Origin of the sequence: Bartonella phoceensis, from assembly GCF_902825145.1 — a bacterium.
Lineage (GTDB): Bacteria > Pseudomonadota > Alphaproteobacteria > Rhizobiales > Rhizobiaceae > Bartonella > Bartonella phoceensis.
The window spans coordinates 95,280-109,461 of the sequence record NZ_CADEAD010000004.1; the positions used below are offsets into that span (position 1 = coordinate 95,280).

The 14,182-nt window shown below is 36.2% G+C and carries 8 protein-coding genes and 1 tRNA gene; 3 read left to right on the forward strand and 6 right to left on the reverse strand.

Going from position 1 to position 14,182, the window contains the following annotated elements:
- Window positions 1–76 precede the first annotated feature (76 nt).
- Both J7R07_RS05850 and ilvC read left to right on the forward strand, forming a co-directional pair.
- Window positions 77–811 (forward strand): pyridoxine 5'-phosphate synthase, encoded by a 735-nt coding sequence (locus tag J7R07_RS05850; RefSeq protein WP_208435952.1) that lies wholly within the window; start codon window positions 77–79, stop codon window positions 809–811.
- A gap of 1,010 nt (window positions 812–1,821) precedes the next feature.
- The gene (ilvC, locus tag J7R07_RS05855) at window positions 1,822–2,841 is read left to right on the forward strand and encodes a ketol-acid reductoisomerase (protein ID WP_208435953.1); all 1,020 of its coding nucleotides are present in this window, start codon (window positions 1,822–1,824) and stop codon (window positions 2,839–2,841) included.
- An 85-nt stretch (window positions 2,842–2,926) separates the two neighbouring features.
- Here ilvC and J7R07_RS05860 read toward each other — a convergent pair whose 3' ends face one another.
- Both J7R07_RS05860 and J7R07_RS05865 read right to left on the reverse strand, forming a co-directional pair.
- Window positions 2,927–4,339, reverse strand: coding sequence for an amino acid permease (locus tag J7R07_RS05860; RefSeq protein ID WP_208435954.1), 1,413 nt, complete (start codon window positions 4,337–4,339; stop codon window positions 2,927–2,929).
- 1,274 nt (window positions 4,340–5,613) lie between these two features.
- Window positions 5,614–5,689: transfer RNA gene (locus tag J7R07_RS05865), tRNA-Lys, on the reverse strand.
- 467 nt (window positions 5,690–6,156) lie between these two features.
- Here J7R07_RS05865 and J7R07_RS05870 point away from each other — a divergent pair.
- A complete protein-coding gene (locus J7R07_RS05870; protein WP_208435955.1) occupies window positions 6,157–7,707 on the forward strand; it encodes a TerC family protein in 1,551 nt (516 codons plus the stop codon).
- Window positions 7,708–8,368: 661 nt separating this feature from the next.
- Here J7R07_RS05870 and J7R07_RS05875 read toward each other — a convergent pair.
- From J7R07_RS05875 to J7R07_RS05890, 4 genes are all read right to left on the reverse strand, one after another.
- Window positions 8,369–9,322 (reverse strand): lysylphosphatidylglycerol synthase transmembrane domain-containing protein, encoded by a 954-nt coding sequence (locus J7R07_RS05875; protein WP_208435956.1) that lies wholly within the window; start codon window positions 9,320–9,322, stop codon window positions 8,369–8,371.
- A 14-nt stretch (window positions 9,323–9,336) separates the two neighbouring features.
- Window positions 9,337–11,091, reverse strand: coding sequence for a cation:proton antiporter domain-containing protein (locus tag J7R07_RS05880; protein WP_208435957.1), 1,755 nt, complete (start codon window positions 11,089–11,091; stop codon window positions 9,337–9,339).
- 98 nt (window positions 11,092–11,189) lie between these two features.
- Window positions 11,190–13,703, reverse strand: a complete 2,514-nt coding sequence (secD, locus tag J7R07_RS05885) for a protein translocase subunit SecD (protein WP_208435958.1) — start codon at window positions 13,701–13,703, stop codon at window positions 11,190–11,192.
- A 74-nt stretch (window positions 13,704–13,777) separates the two neighbouring features.
- Entirely contained in the window at window positions 13,778–14,074 is a 297-nt protein-coding gene (locus J7R07_RS05890) for a hypothetical protein (RefSeq protein WP_343070151.1), read from the reverse strand.
- Between the last annotated feature and the right edge of the window lie 108 nt (window positions 14,075–14,182).

A 14,182-nucleotide genomic window follows, 5' to 3' on the forward strand; every position in this document is an offset into this window, starting at 1 on the left:
AAAATATTTTTATTTTCTGGGTATTGGTGAATGTATTTTTCTAATTTTAGAATTGTATATGAAAATGGGAGTAGGCATGGCCATAAAACTTTCGGTTAATCTTAATGCTATTGCCGTTTTGCGCAATCGGCGTAATCTTCCTTGGCCTGATATCAAGAATATTGGGCATATAGCACTTAAAGCTGGTGCTGCTGGTTTGACGGTTCATCCACGTCCTGATGAACGACATATTCGTTTTGCTGATTTGCCAGATATACGTTGTTTAATGAACAGAACGTTTCCTGCTGCTGAATTTAATATCGAAGGTTATCCAAGTGATGCGTTTTTGGATGTAGCAGAAAACTACGCTGATCAGATTACGCTTGTTCCTGATGATCCTTCTCAATCAACGTCTGATCATGGTTGGAATTTTGCTCGTCATGCAGAATTTTTAGCACCTATTATTCAACGTTTGAAAACAAAAAAAATTCGTGTGTCTTTATTTGCTGACCCTATTGTTGATGGTCTTGATCTTGCTAAAACGATTGGTGCTGATCGTGTGGAGTTTTATACTGGGTCTTATGGGGGTGCGTTTCAGGATAAGACAAAACAAGATCAAGAGCTCAATAAACTTGTTTTGGCCGCAGGAAGAGCGAAAGAACTGCAATTAGGTGTTAATGCAGGGCATGATCTGACAGTTACAAATCTTTCCGCCCTTGTCAGTCGCATTCCTTGGCTTGATGAAGTTTCTATTGGTCATGGGTTGATTGCGGATGCGTTAGAATATGGAATGCATAACACGGTACAGCGTTTTATCCGATTATTGGTGTGATTTTCCTTCGTATAATTGGGCAGATACGCTTTTATAAAGCTCTGTTTGTTTGTCTTTTTAAAAAGCAATTTCGCGTATGTTTAGACGAATAACCACTGTTTGTTGCATGCATTATGATAGCAACAAAATGCTGGCTTCAATTGAAAAAATTGGTAGTGATTTTCACTACATTAGTTTGTGGAGAGAAAGGCGACAAAGCTCTATAGTTTTGGTGAAGCTTTTTTAAAAGGTAAGAAATCAATGGTAGATTTCATGAAAAATTAAGGTTTCTCTAAGTTGTTGAGAGCGTTTTTAGAAAAAAGAAAAAAATTTTTAGATTTATGGTGGCAATGAGATTATGAAGATCCCATGATAAGGATGGAAAATTTTATAGTTTTCAAGTAACGATTGCTGGGGAGTGTTTTCAAAAGATTAGTGTTTGATAAGATTACGCTGTATTATTGAACTTTATGAATGCTTTGTATGCTGTTTCAATCACAAATTTATCGAGTCAAAATGCCTGGCTATCACGTATAATGAGGCTGCTGAAACTGGAAGTTATATAAATGGTATCTTTTTTATGAGAAAGGTAAAATTATTTTTTTACGCTCAAGTATAAGAACGATCTCTCTTATTTATAAATTTTCTTGCTATCCATTTTGATTTGGTTCATGTTAAAAATCGTGTAGTGTGTTTTCCATTTTAAAGATATACTGCTTCATTGAGCAGAAAAAGAAGTGAATCTTATTAGATGTATTTCTTTTTAGAAATGTTGTTCTGTGTGATATAGCGTTATCGTAGAGCAGCAGGTGAAATCTGTTTTGGGAATCTGAATGTGTTTTGGGAAGGTTTGGGGGCCATGCGTTTTTGTATTCAAAATATAGGTTTTGAAAGATGGCTCAATTGCTTTGTTATTATAAGCAGTATTTTTGTTCTTTATAGTGTGTGAAGCACCTAAAGTCATTTGTTACTTTTTATTCAATAAAAATAATCTGACATTCAATTTAAACGTAGAGGGAAGGAAGTATTTTATGCATATTTATTATGATCGTGACGCAAATGTTGATTTAATTAAAGGGAAAAAGGTAGCCATTGTTGGTTATGGTTCACAAGGGCATGCGCATGCTTTAAACTTGAAAGATTCCGGTGTTCAAAATGTGCGAATTGCTTTGCGTGCAGGGTCGGCAACAGTTAAAAAGGCTACTGCGGATGGTTTTGAGATTATTAGTGTTGCTGAAGCAGCAAAGTGGGCAGATCTTATTATGATGGCAACGCCAGATGAATTACAAGCTGATATTTATAAAGAGCATATTCATGATCATTTACGTGATGGCGCTGTGATTGCTTTTGCACATGGTTTGAGTATTCATTTCGGCTTAATTGAACCTAAAAAAACAGTTGATATTGTGATGATCGCTCCTAAAGGTCCAGGTCATACAGTGCGCAATGAATACCAACTTGGTCGCGGTGTTCCTTGCTTAATTGCGATTGCACAAGATGCTTCAGGGCATGCCCATGATATAGCATTGTCTTATGCATGCGGCCTTGGGGGTGGACGCGCTGGGGTGATTGAAACAACATTTAAAGAAGAGTGCGAAACTGATCTTTTTGGTGAACAAGCTGTGCTCTGTGGTGGCCTTGTTGAGCTTATTCGAGCAGGTTATGAAACACTAACACAAGCAGGTTATGCACCGGAAATGGCTTATTTTGAGTGTTTGCATGAGGTTAAATTGATTGTTGATCTCATGTATGAAGGTGGCATTGCAAATATGAATTATTCGATTTCCAATACAGCTGAATGGGGTGAATATATGTCTGGTCCACGCGTGATCACGAATGAGACGAGGGCAGAAATGAAACGTATTTTGAAAGATATTCAGACGGGTAAATTTACTTCGAATTGGATTCAAGAATACAAAGCTGGTGCCGCTCATTTTAAAGGCATGCGGCGTTTAAATGATACACATCCTATCGAAGAAGTTGGCAAAAAACTCCGTTCTATGATGCCTTGGATAAAATCTAACGCTCTGGTTGATAAAGAGCGTAATTGAAATTCAAGATGAGATTACTATAAGAAAGTTCTCATGATTTATGTATGAAAAGGGTAACTTTGGTTACCCTTTTTAAATACGTTTTTTATGTATAAGTTTTATTTGTTCTTCGGAATATTTTTTTTCTTATAAACATAAAATACATTATACCTAAGAAAATAAACCAAAAGATACTGTATTTTAAAGCTATTAGGGTATCATGTTCTAATGTCAACAAATAGAGCATGAAAGCAAAAAAGACTAAAACTACCCCGCACATGATGATACCGCCTGGCATTTTGTAGACGGATTCAGTATGCAGATGAGGGTGGTTACGACGATACACAATATAGCTAATCAAAATAACAGACCATACGAATAAAAATGCAATAGCTGAAATACTTGTCACAATTGTAAAAGCGCTTATGATGCTTGGAGATGATGACACAATTGTATATCCTATTAAAATACATAGGCAGGAAAAGAACAGAGCATTGGCTGGAACATGGTATTTGGAAAGTTTTCCAAGAATGCGAGGCGCTCCTTTTTGTGTTGCAAGCCCATATATCATGCGGCTGGTAGAAAAAATACCACCATTTGCTGAAGAAGCAGCTGAAGTGAGAACGACAAAATTGACCAAACCAGCAGCTATCGGAATACCAGCAAGCCAAAACATGGAGACAAAGGGGCTTTTCTCTGGAACAATTTGATCCCAAGGTGTAACTGACATAATCACACCCAGAGAAAAGATGTAAAAGAGTACAATACGAACTGGTATTGCATTAATTGCTTTTGGCAGAACTTTTTTAGGTTCTTTGACCTCAGCTGCAGTTGTTCCGGCAATTTCGATACCAACAAAAGAAAAAATGGCAATTTGAAATCCAGCAAAAAAACCTGTAATTCCTTGGGGAAATATATCTCCACCATTCCATATGTGACTGAGAGAAGCGACAGTACCATTTGGTGAGGTAAAGCCTGTAGTAATCATATAAAATCCAACAACAATTAATGCTAAAATTGCTACGACTTTGATAAGACCAAACCAGAATTCAAGTTCACCAAAAAATTTTACGGCAAGGAGGTTAATGATTAAAAAGAAACCAATGCAAGCAAAAACAACAATCCACGGATTAAGTGTTGGCCACCAGAAATGCATATAGTTAATGATAGCAATAATATCTGCAGCTCCAGTCACTATCCAGCTTAACCAATAGTTCCAGCCAACAAAAAAAGCAATTCCTGGTCCCAGCATATCAGTAGAAAAATCAATAAGAGATCGGTATTTTGAATTAGAAAGCAACAATTCTCCCATAGCGCGCATTACAAAGTATAGGGCACATCCGATAATAGCATAAACGAGTATGATGGAAGGGCCTGCTACGCTAATTGTTTTTCCTGATCCCATGAAGAGACCTGTCCCAATAGCTCCACCGAGGGCTATAAGCTGTACGTGACGGTTGTCTAGTCCACGTTGTAGTTTTTTCTGAGGATTATCTTCTAAATTTTGTTCATAATTCATTTTTTGAAGGTTCCCTTTAATTATTTAAGATTCAAAATTACACTGAAAAAAGCAATCTCCTGTATCGAAGCATGATATAAATGAGGAGTAAAGAAAAAAAACGTTTTTCATGATTTCATGTGGATAAAGAGAAAAGTATAGGAATGGCAAGGATATACTCCTTTACTCCCAAACAATACGGTAGATATTTTAGTATAGAGTTTTAAGTTTTAGCTAAGGTGACCGATAAATGGTTGATACAAAGATTTCGTATTATTATGTCAATTATTTTAAGTTTTTTCAAATAGTTGTAAGAAATTTCTCATATATTATAGCAAATTATACTCGTATAATAAAACTGTAATTATCATAGATTTTATAAAAAATATTTTATTATCATAATAATAAAGTTTTAAGTTATTATATTACTTAATGATTTTTTTTTATAATCAAGAAAATAAAAAGATTTTTACAATTACCTTATTTAGTACTATAAATGGGAGATTGTTACTTTTTTTGTGACAGATAGGTGAAAAACCTATAAGTTTTTTATTCTTAATTTGTGAATAGGAATTCTATTCAGATATTTATATCATTTGGTAAAATCTTACGAGAGACTCAGACTAATATCGTATAAAAGCTCTTTAGAAGATGACAAAGAAATACAACGTATTTATAGTGTTTCTTTTTCTGAAAAGATTATAAAAAGATTTATTTCATATGGTTTATATCAAGAGAGAAAGATTCTTTTAAGAGATAAAGCCAGATGTTTATTGTAAGAGTTCCATATTAAATCTTTTTTGATCCTTTGGCCACAAAGTGATGGAGATATTTGTTAGAGTTTTTGATAGGTTTCTCAAAAGAGCTTTGAAAATTAGAAAAATTAATAGAAAAGAGGAAAATAATAATACATATTTTGTGGAGGTAAATGAAAAATTCTCTTCTCTTGGTTTTATTGTGAGTGTAGTTTAAAATTGGATTTTTTTTACTCAGTGGAAAAATGCAACCTTATATTAAGAATAGGTGGGGCATATGTTGTTTTTATGCATTTTTTTCAAAATTAGATTTTAATAGCAGAAAATTAAAAAACAGCATAAAGTTATAAAAACCAATATTTGGTTGTAAAAACAAGAGAAAGCTTTGAAAAGAATAAACTGCTATAAAATCCAGACCAGATACACTTCAATAAAAGAAAGTTCGAAAATCTTATCTCCAAATTTCTATTTGCTATTCCGTACCTTTTAAAAGATGTATGAAATCAAAAAGTTACTGATCTCATAAATTGAAAATTGAGATGGTGGGTGATGAGGGGATCGAACCCACGACACGCTGATTAAGAGTCAGCTGCTCTACCGACTGAGCTAATCACCCACAGCTTTTCAAAAGATGAGAATGAGCGGTTCTATAACGCTCATGAGGGGGGATGTCTAGATGGTTTTATTGTTTTTTATATGAAAATAGTAAAATCTATAGCTAAATTGGCTATACAGTTAAAAATATGATACGACCTCTTGATCTTATATAAAAATAGACCCATTATTAAAAGAGCTCTGTGAATTGAGTGTTCCGATTATTATGTGGAACTATAGTTGGAGGATTGTCGAGCATAATGCCCGAGGAAAATTCAGAAGAGCCTTCTTGTGGTTGTAAGCAATGTAGGCCCGTGTTCTGTTTTATAAATTTTATCAATAATCGTATGCCTTTAAGGAATATTTTGCCGTCGCTTGCTTTAAACGCAAAAGGATTGCGTTCGATATTCTTGATCAATTATGCGAATGAAAGCTCATGAATTTGTTTTGTCAATTGCGCGCTTTTAAGTTTTTAAAAGGTGAACTGTAATGGAGTGGATCACTGATCCCCATGCGTGGTTTGGCTTGGTCACGTTGATTTTTCTCGAAATCGTTTTAGGAGTGGACAACCTTGTCTTTATTGCAATTTTAGCTGAAAAATTGCCGATGCATTTGCGCGATCGTGCACGCTTGATCGGACTCACTTTAGCATTAGTGATGCGGCTTTTTCTTCTTACGGTTATTGGATGGGTAATGAATCTCGATACGATAATTTTTTCACTCTTCTCTTTTGTATTTAGTTGGCATAGTCTTATTTTAATTGGTGGTGGGGCTTTTTTGCTGGCAAAAGGAACACTGGAATTACATGAAAGGTTAGAAGGGGTATTGCATGAAAGAAAAACAGGCGTCGCTTATGCCGTTTTTTGGCAAGTAATTGTTCAAATCGTGGTGCTGGATGCCGTTTTTTCCCTCGATAGTATTATTACTGCAACAGGCATGATTGTAAAAGAGCAGGCGGTGGTTATGTATATAGCGGTCATTGCTGCTATGGGGGTGATGATGTATGGATCTGGCCCTCTTATGCGCTTTATTAATCGACATTCTACTATTGTCATCCTTTGTCTTGGCTTTTTGATGATGATTGGTTTTACCCTTATTGTTGAAGGATTTGGTTTTCATATTCCGAAAGGGTATTTGTATGCTGCTATTGGTTTTTCTGTTCTCATTGAAGCTTTTAATCAAATTGGACGTCGTAATCGTGAAAAAATGATTACAACAAATAATCTACGTGGTCGAACAGCTGATGCTGTTTTAAGGCTTTTGGGAGGGGGAAATAAAGACAGCCATCTTGGTGAGACTGTAGATGTTATTGCTGAACAAGCAGCAGCTTCTGAGTTGTTTCGACCTGAAGAAAAAGAGATGATTCGTGGTGTTCTTGATTTGGCTGATCGTCCTGTTCGCTCTATCATGTCTCCACGCAATGAAATTGAATGGTTGGATTTAAATGGTGATGAGAATGAAATGCGTGAAGAACTACAACAGGTAAAACATAGTCGCTTAATTCTTGCACGTGAAAAAGTGGATGAGTTTGTTGGTGTTGCTTTGACAAAAGATCTTCTTTTAAATTTGGCTGAGGGAAAAAAGATCAATTGGAAAAAAGCTATGCGAGAGCCCCTTGTGGTTCATGAAAATACGAGCGTTTTACGATTGATGGAGCAATTACGCCATTCTTCGATTCAGCTTGCAATTATTGTTGATGAACATGGATCTTTTGAAGGGATTGCAACGCCAACCGACATTCTTGAAGCCATTGCAGGTGATTTTCCTGATGATGATGAAGAACCCATGATTGCAGAACAACTTGAAAATGGAAGCATTCTTGTTGAGGGATATGCTGATATCCGTCGTTTGAGTGGTTATCTTGGGCGTAATCTTGTTGATGAGGCAGACCGCTATACAACTCTGGCTGGGTTTATGCTTTGGCGGTTTGGTCATTTGCCGAATGAAGGAGAAAGCTTTGAAGCTGATGGGTTGCGCTTTAAGGTTATAGAAATGGATCGCCGGAATGTATCTAAAATTTTGATTTCTCCCCTCGTGTAACCAGAAAGAAAAAAGTATATTATTTTGATAGATCATCTTATAAAAAAATGCTTTCTTATGAGAGAGAACGAAAAGGGTATGGAGATTTTAGCCGATAAATTATGTTATTATTATTTTTTAAATATGTTTTTGCGCATTGCAACATAGAGTAAGAAAAAGTTGAATTATCAGTGAATCTTTAAATTAGAGTAGGGGAATCTTCGGACTAAATGAAGGATTTTATCAATGATCTGCTAGGAAGAGAGAACGGTACAGAGTTATCGGTGAAAGAGTCGTTAGTTTCAAAAATGACGATTGTATAGGCATATATACATTATGCCTGTGTTTTTTAGAGATAAAAATTTGATAGAATCGTTTTTTGTGTTTTTAATATGATCGTTTAGAGGAACTCTTTTTATTAGAAGTGTTACCGAGTGCATTATTCTATAAAATGGTAACCTCTTAATATTTCATGTTGGAAATTAATTGAAGATTATAGAAGCGGTTATTTTCTATATGCAATTCATTTGGCAGATTAATGAATGGCTTTCTGAAAGAAAATTGAAGTGTCAATATCTCCATGTATTTTATACTGTTGTGTTGGTATAAAAAGAAAAGAATTGCAATTCTCAGTATAAAAGAGATAAATAGAAAATCAATGGTTGCATTGATTTCCTTTCATTTATTCAGGCGGTGTCTTGGGAGTTTGTTTCCAATATTGTTGAGCTTCAAAAATTGCTACAATAAATAGCGAAATGATGAACGGTATGATCAAATAAAACATTCTAAATACAATAAGTGCCGCAACAACATCCGTTGGGTTTATATGAGGCATACCTGTTATGAATAAAGCCTCTAAAACACCAACTCCTCCTGCTGGAGCATTAGAGAGGAGAGTTATTGTAAAAGATGCTAGAAAAACACCAAGCACAGAAATAAAATGAATATCTGTATTGTAAGGGAGAACAGCGTATATAATCCCTGCTGCTCCTAAAAGCTCTATGGGACTAATGAGAAGCTGTTGAATAACAATCTTTAGCCGTGGGTAGGAAAGTTGAATTTTTTTACTCAAGCGTAGGGGTTTTAATTGAAGCCAGCTGCCAAAAGTATAAAGTGCTATAAAACTTAGCAAAATTGCTCCAACGGTTATTCCAAGCCACTCAGGAAGATCATCGTGAATGAGCGTGATAATTTCGGGTTGCAAAAGCAAAACGATTCCAAAAAGTAGGATTGTACCTATCACAAAAGTAAAAGAGCAAAAACCTACTAATATCGCGATTTCTGTTCCATTTAATCCTTTCATTTTATAAGCGCGATAGCGCACGACTGCACCAGAAAAAACTGAAGCACCAATATTGTGTGAAAGAGCATAAGTTGTAAACGAACATATAGCGATAAAGATCCAAGAAATCTTATGTCCCAGATGTTGCAAGGCAATTCGGTCATATCCAGCAAGGGCAGCATAAGCTAGAAGAGAACACGAACAGGCTAACAGCCAGTGTTGTCCATCTAAATTACTCAAGCGTTCCAATACATCACTAAAAGAAATGGCAGAAAGCTTTATATAAAGGATGCGGATAGATATCAGCATTGCTAAGATACCGATAAATGGCCATATAAACTGCTTTATTTTCACGCTTCTTTATCCATTTATGTTGTTTGTAAATCTAATTCACGATTGTGCATATTTTTTACAGATCTTTGTCCCGTTATATGCTCGATAACACCATTGGCAATTTCTTCATCATCAGTTACTACGATATCTGCACCTAAATCAATGAGATAAGATGTTTCTACATCGGATAGTGCATGCGTGATTATCTGGATATCCTTCTTCATTTCATGTATATTCACTATACATTCTCCTACTTCAATGGTGCTGCGCATTGTAATAACAACTTTGTGTGCATCGCTTATGTTTGCTGCATTCATTGTTTCTTGTTGAATGATGTTTCCGCAAATGACTTCGAATCCGTCTGCAATTGCTTGATCGGCGAGGCGTTTTGATTCTTCTACTATCACTACGGGTTCGCCTCTATCTGTTAAAGATAATGCAACACATTTACCAATACGACCATAGCCAATAATCACAATATGGTTGGTTTTTAAAGTCATTTGTAAGGATTCTTGGTCGGGATCTTGTGGGTCAATATCAATAATTGTCTCTGTATCTTGCAAATTTGCAGGAACTTTTTCCAGACGTTTTTTAATTTTGTTACAGGCCATGAAAACAAGGGGATTGAGCAAAATAGCAAGAATTGCACCTCCAAGAATTAAATCATGCGCATCGTTATTTAAAAGTCCCAAGTTCAAACTTAGACCTGCGAGAATAAAAGAAAATTCTCCGATTTGAGCAAGACTTGCAGAAATAGTCAAAGCTGTTGCATTAGAATAGCGAAAGGCTTTGACGATTAAAAAAGCAGCAGTAGACTTTCCTAATATAATAATCGACAATGTTGCTAGGAGAGGGAAAAAATGAGTTAACAATTTCCCTGGGTCAAATAACATCCCCACAGAAACAAAGAAGAGAACAGAAAATGCATCTCGTAGTGGTAAAGATTCTTCCGCTGCATGATGGCTTAATTCTGATTCGCTCATTACCATACCTGCAAAAAAGGCACCAAGAGAAAGAGAAACGCCAAATAAATGCGCTGCTCCGAAAGCTACTCCTAGTGCGATAGCAACGACACTAAGACGAAATAATTCGCGTGATCCTGATTGTGCACTTATTTTTAGCAACCATGGGATAATACGTCGCCCAATAATAAGCATAAGTGCAATAAATATAATAACTTTCAGGATGGTAAGACCTAAAATTCCCCAAATACTTAAGTCTAACCATTGAACAAGAGGATCGAACGCTTCTTTTTTTGTATTGCTAAGGATATTTGCCAGTGATGGTATGAGAACAAGTATAAGAACCATCGCTAGATCTTCAATAATCAACCATCCAATAGCAATACGTCCTTTTTCTGTTTCAATAAGATGGCGTTCTTGCAAAGCACGCAGAAGGATAACAGTACTTGCGATTGATAAAGCTGAACCGAAGACCAAACTACTGCTAAACCCCCATCCCATGATTAGACCAAGGCATAGGCCTAGAAAAGTAGTAAAGATCATCTCTGTAATAGCAGCAGGGATAGCGACAGCTTTTACAGATAAAAGGTCTTTTAATGAAAAATGGAGTCCAACGCCAAACATCAGCAAAATGATACCAATTTCAGCGAGTTGGTTGATAATGACAGAATCTATTCTAAGGCCACCTGTATTTGGTCCTACAATAACGCCGGCTAATAAGTATCCTACGAGTGGTGAGATACGCAAACGACTCGCTATCATTCCTAAAAGAAACGCTAAACATAAGCCTGCAACAATTGTTGTAATCAGTGGTGTATCGTGGAGCATGGACTATTTACGACTTTTTATCAAAAAATAATTAAGTTAAGAGGATTGTAATTTTCATGAGAAGAAAGGGGAGATGTTATATGAAGCACATGGTATTTTCATTTTAGTTTAGTATTTGTACGATTGTTCCGTTTACGCCACCAATTCCCTAGCAGGAGTAAAATAGGAGCGGCAATAAAGATAGAGGATGATGTTGCAATAATAATTCCAAAGACCATCGGGAGTGCAAAATTATGGACAGCACTTCCGCCCCATATAGCCATGGGTAACATAGCAAGAATTGTAGTTGCTGACGTAAAGAGGCAGCGTACAAGAACTTGGTTAATTGAGAGATCAATGAGTTCACGCAACGGCATTTTTTTGTAAAGACGCATATTTTCGCGCATTCTATCATAGACAACGACTTTATCATTTATAGAATAACCAACAATTGTTAAAAGAGCAGCGATGGCTGTTAAATTGAAATCAAATTGAAATAAGGCAAAAAAACCGATCATTTTTGTGGTGTCTAAGATAAGTGTTACAATTGCACCGACCGCGAAGAACCATTCAAAGCGTAACCATATATAAAGAGACATGGCAATTGCTGCCAGAATAACAGCAGTAAAAGCAGCTGTAGCAAGCTCACCTGAAATTTTTGGGCCAACAACTTCTATTTGGTCGAATGTCACATCTGGGTAGATGTTTTGTACTGCTGTTTTAACTTTATCAATGGCGATGGTTTGTTGTACTTCACTGCCACTTTGTTTCTGCATACGAATCAATACAGTATTTGTATTATCAATATTTTGCAAGGTGATTTCACCAATATTAAGGGTGGAAAGCTTAGAACGCAATGTTGCTAAGTTTGGTGGTACTTTTGTGGTAATACTCATTTGACTACCACCAATGAAATCAATTCCAAAATTCAAGCCAGGTTTAAAAAACAAAAAAGCTGAAGTAAGTGATAAAATAATTGAGACACCAATACCAATGAAACGTGCTTTCATAAAATGGAAATTTGTATTTTGTGAGATGATGTTGAAAATAGAATGAATATGCAGCGTTTTAATTTTCCATTTACGTATTGCCCAAATCATCATGATGCGCACAACGGTGATATTTGTGAACATGGAAATGATAATACCAAGCAGCATTGTTACAGCAAAACCGCGAACAGGACCCGTGCCAAACCAAAATAGTAAAATAGTTGCAATAATTGCAGTAACATTCGCATCAACAATGGTTGCGAACGCATGTTTGAAACCCCAATCCAAGGTTGCAAAGGCACTAACACCTTTTCGGCTTTCTTCACGGATACGCTCATTGATGAGAATATTGGCATCGACGGCGATACCAATACCTAAAATAATACCAGCAATACCTGGTAATGTGAGAGTCGCACCCAAAAGACTTAGAGCTGCAAATGTTAAAATAGTGTGGAGTGCTAGGGCTATATTCGTAATAATTCCCCAAACTCTGTAGAGAAGAAAAATAAAAACTGTAACAAGAACAAAGCCGATCATACCGGTGTAAAGCCCCATTTGGATGGCGTCAGCACCAAGATTTGGGCCTACAGTTCTCTCTTCAATTACGGTTAGAGGTGCTGGCAAGGAACCAGCACGCAGGAGAGCTGCCAAGGTTGAGGCTTCTTTAGGGTCAAAGTTTCCTGTAATTTGACCTTGTCCATTAGGAATAACACTATTGATGGTAGGAGCAGTCAAAACTTTGTTATCAAGAACGATTGCAAAAGGACGATTAATATTTTGTCGTGTTATTTCTGCAAATATTTTTGCACCAGCAGAATTCAGAGTGAATGAAATGATAGAACGTCCCGGAATTTGTGGATCAAAACCTGCGCGGGCATCTTTTAAGACATTTCCATCTAAGGCAATTTGATCATAAATTGCGTAGCGTTGTGTCTCATCTGTATATCCGGGGAGGATTGAAACACCTACAGGTGGGTTATTTATATCCACATTAGAGGGCACCAGATGAAAGGTCATCTTAGCGGTTGTTCCTAAAAGGTCATGTAGCTGCTTTGGGTCTTGTAAGCCCGGCAATTGAACCATAATACGATCAGTCCCTACCTTTTGTATAGCAGGTTCAGTAACACCAACTTGATCTATACGGCGACGGATGATTTCTAAGCTTTGTTCAACAGCATTGTTTATACGATCCTTTATACCAGATTCAGTTAGTGCGACACGGATAATTTCATTTTGAGCACTGATAGTGATATCATCGGCTGTAGCACCAAAACTACTGTGTATGGGGTTTACCAATGTTTTCAAAGCAGAAAGTGCTTTTTCACTTTGTGAGAGGTCAGAAATAAGTGCAACAACGCTATCTTCAATGATGCGAACACTTGAGGTTCGGATTTGTTTTTCACGGAGTGTATTTCGCACATTCCCTAGAAGGATATGTAATTGATCGCGCTTTAATGTTTTACTATCGACTTCAAGTAAAAGAGAAGAACCTCCTTGAAGGTCAAGTCCGAGTGTTACACGGGTGTCGGTTAAAAATCGTGAATTTTTTACCTGTTCTTGCGAGAATAAATTGGGTAAGGCAACGTAAATGCTGCTTAAAAGGATTAAACAATAAAGAGTGGTTAACCAACCGGGTGTACGCATAATATATTCCGCTGATAGGCAATTTAAAAGTTATTAAAGTTTAAAGGTAAGATAATAATTTCATAATTTAAGTTTCAAACAAGAGGAGGAGCACGTTTATTTAAAAAATATTGTGTTTGTGGGTTTCCAAGCTGTGTATAAATAACTGTGGTCATTACTAAAGAGAGATTCAATACTAAGATATCTTGAAAAATATTGAGAGGCAGAATAAAATCTCTATGGGCTGTTACAAGTTTTTTGTGTCCGGTCATTGTAACATTTAATTGATCACGTTTGTTTTGTAAATCAAATGTATTCTTCTCAACTGTATTATTTGCTTGTGGTTTTTTGATCGAATAAGCTTTTGCATCTAGGTTACTTGTCAATAACATGCCAAAGCTGGAGAGAAGAAGCCAGGTCGAAAAAGGGGGAAAATTTTCTTTTTTGCAATAGAAGTGCAAAAAAAACATGCTAGAATACCTTTTTTAATCTTATTGAGT

Excerpts from the sequence above, each read along its gene's own strand:
- J7R07_RS05860 (WP_208435954.1), bottom strand. The coding sequence starts at position 4,339 with ATGAATTATGAACAAAATTTAGAAGATAATCCTCAGAAAAAACTACAA.
- ilvC (WP_208435953.1), top strand. The coding sequence starts at position 1,822 with ATGCATATTTATTATGATCGTGACGCAAATGTTGATTTAATTAAAGGG.
- J7R07_RS05850 (WP_208435952.1), top strand. The coding sequence starts at position 77 with ATGGCCATAAAACTTTCGGTTAATCTTAATGCTATTGCCGTTTTGCGC.
- J7R07_RS05890 (WP_343070151.1), bottom strand. The coding sequence starts at position 14,074 with ATGTTATTGACAAGTAACCTAGATGCAAAAGCTTATTCGATCAAAAAA.
- J7R07_RS05870 (WP_208435955.1), top strand. The coding sequence starts at position 6,157 with ATGGAGTGGATCACTGATCCCCATGCGTGGTTTGGCTTGGTCACGTTG.
- J7R07_RS05880 (WP_208435957.1), bottom strand. The coding sequence starts at position 11,091 with ATGCTCCACGATACACCACTGATTACAACAATTGTTGCAGGCTTATGT.
- secD (WP_208435958.1), bottom strand. The coding sequence starts at position 13,703 with ATGCGTACACCCGGTTGGTTAACCACTCTTTATTGTTTAATCCTTTTA.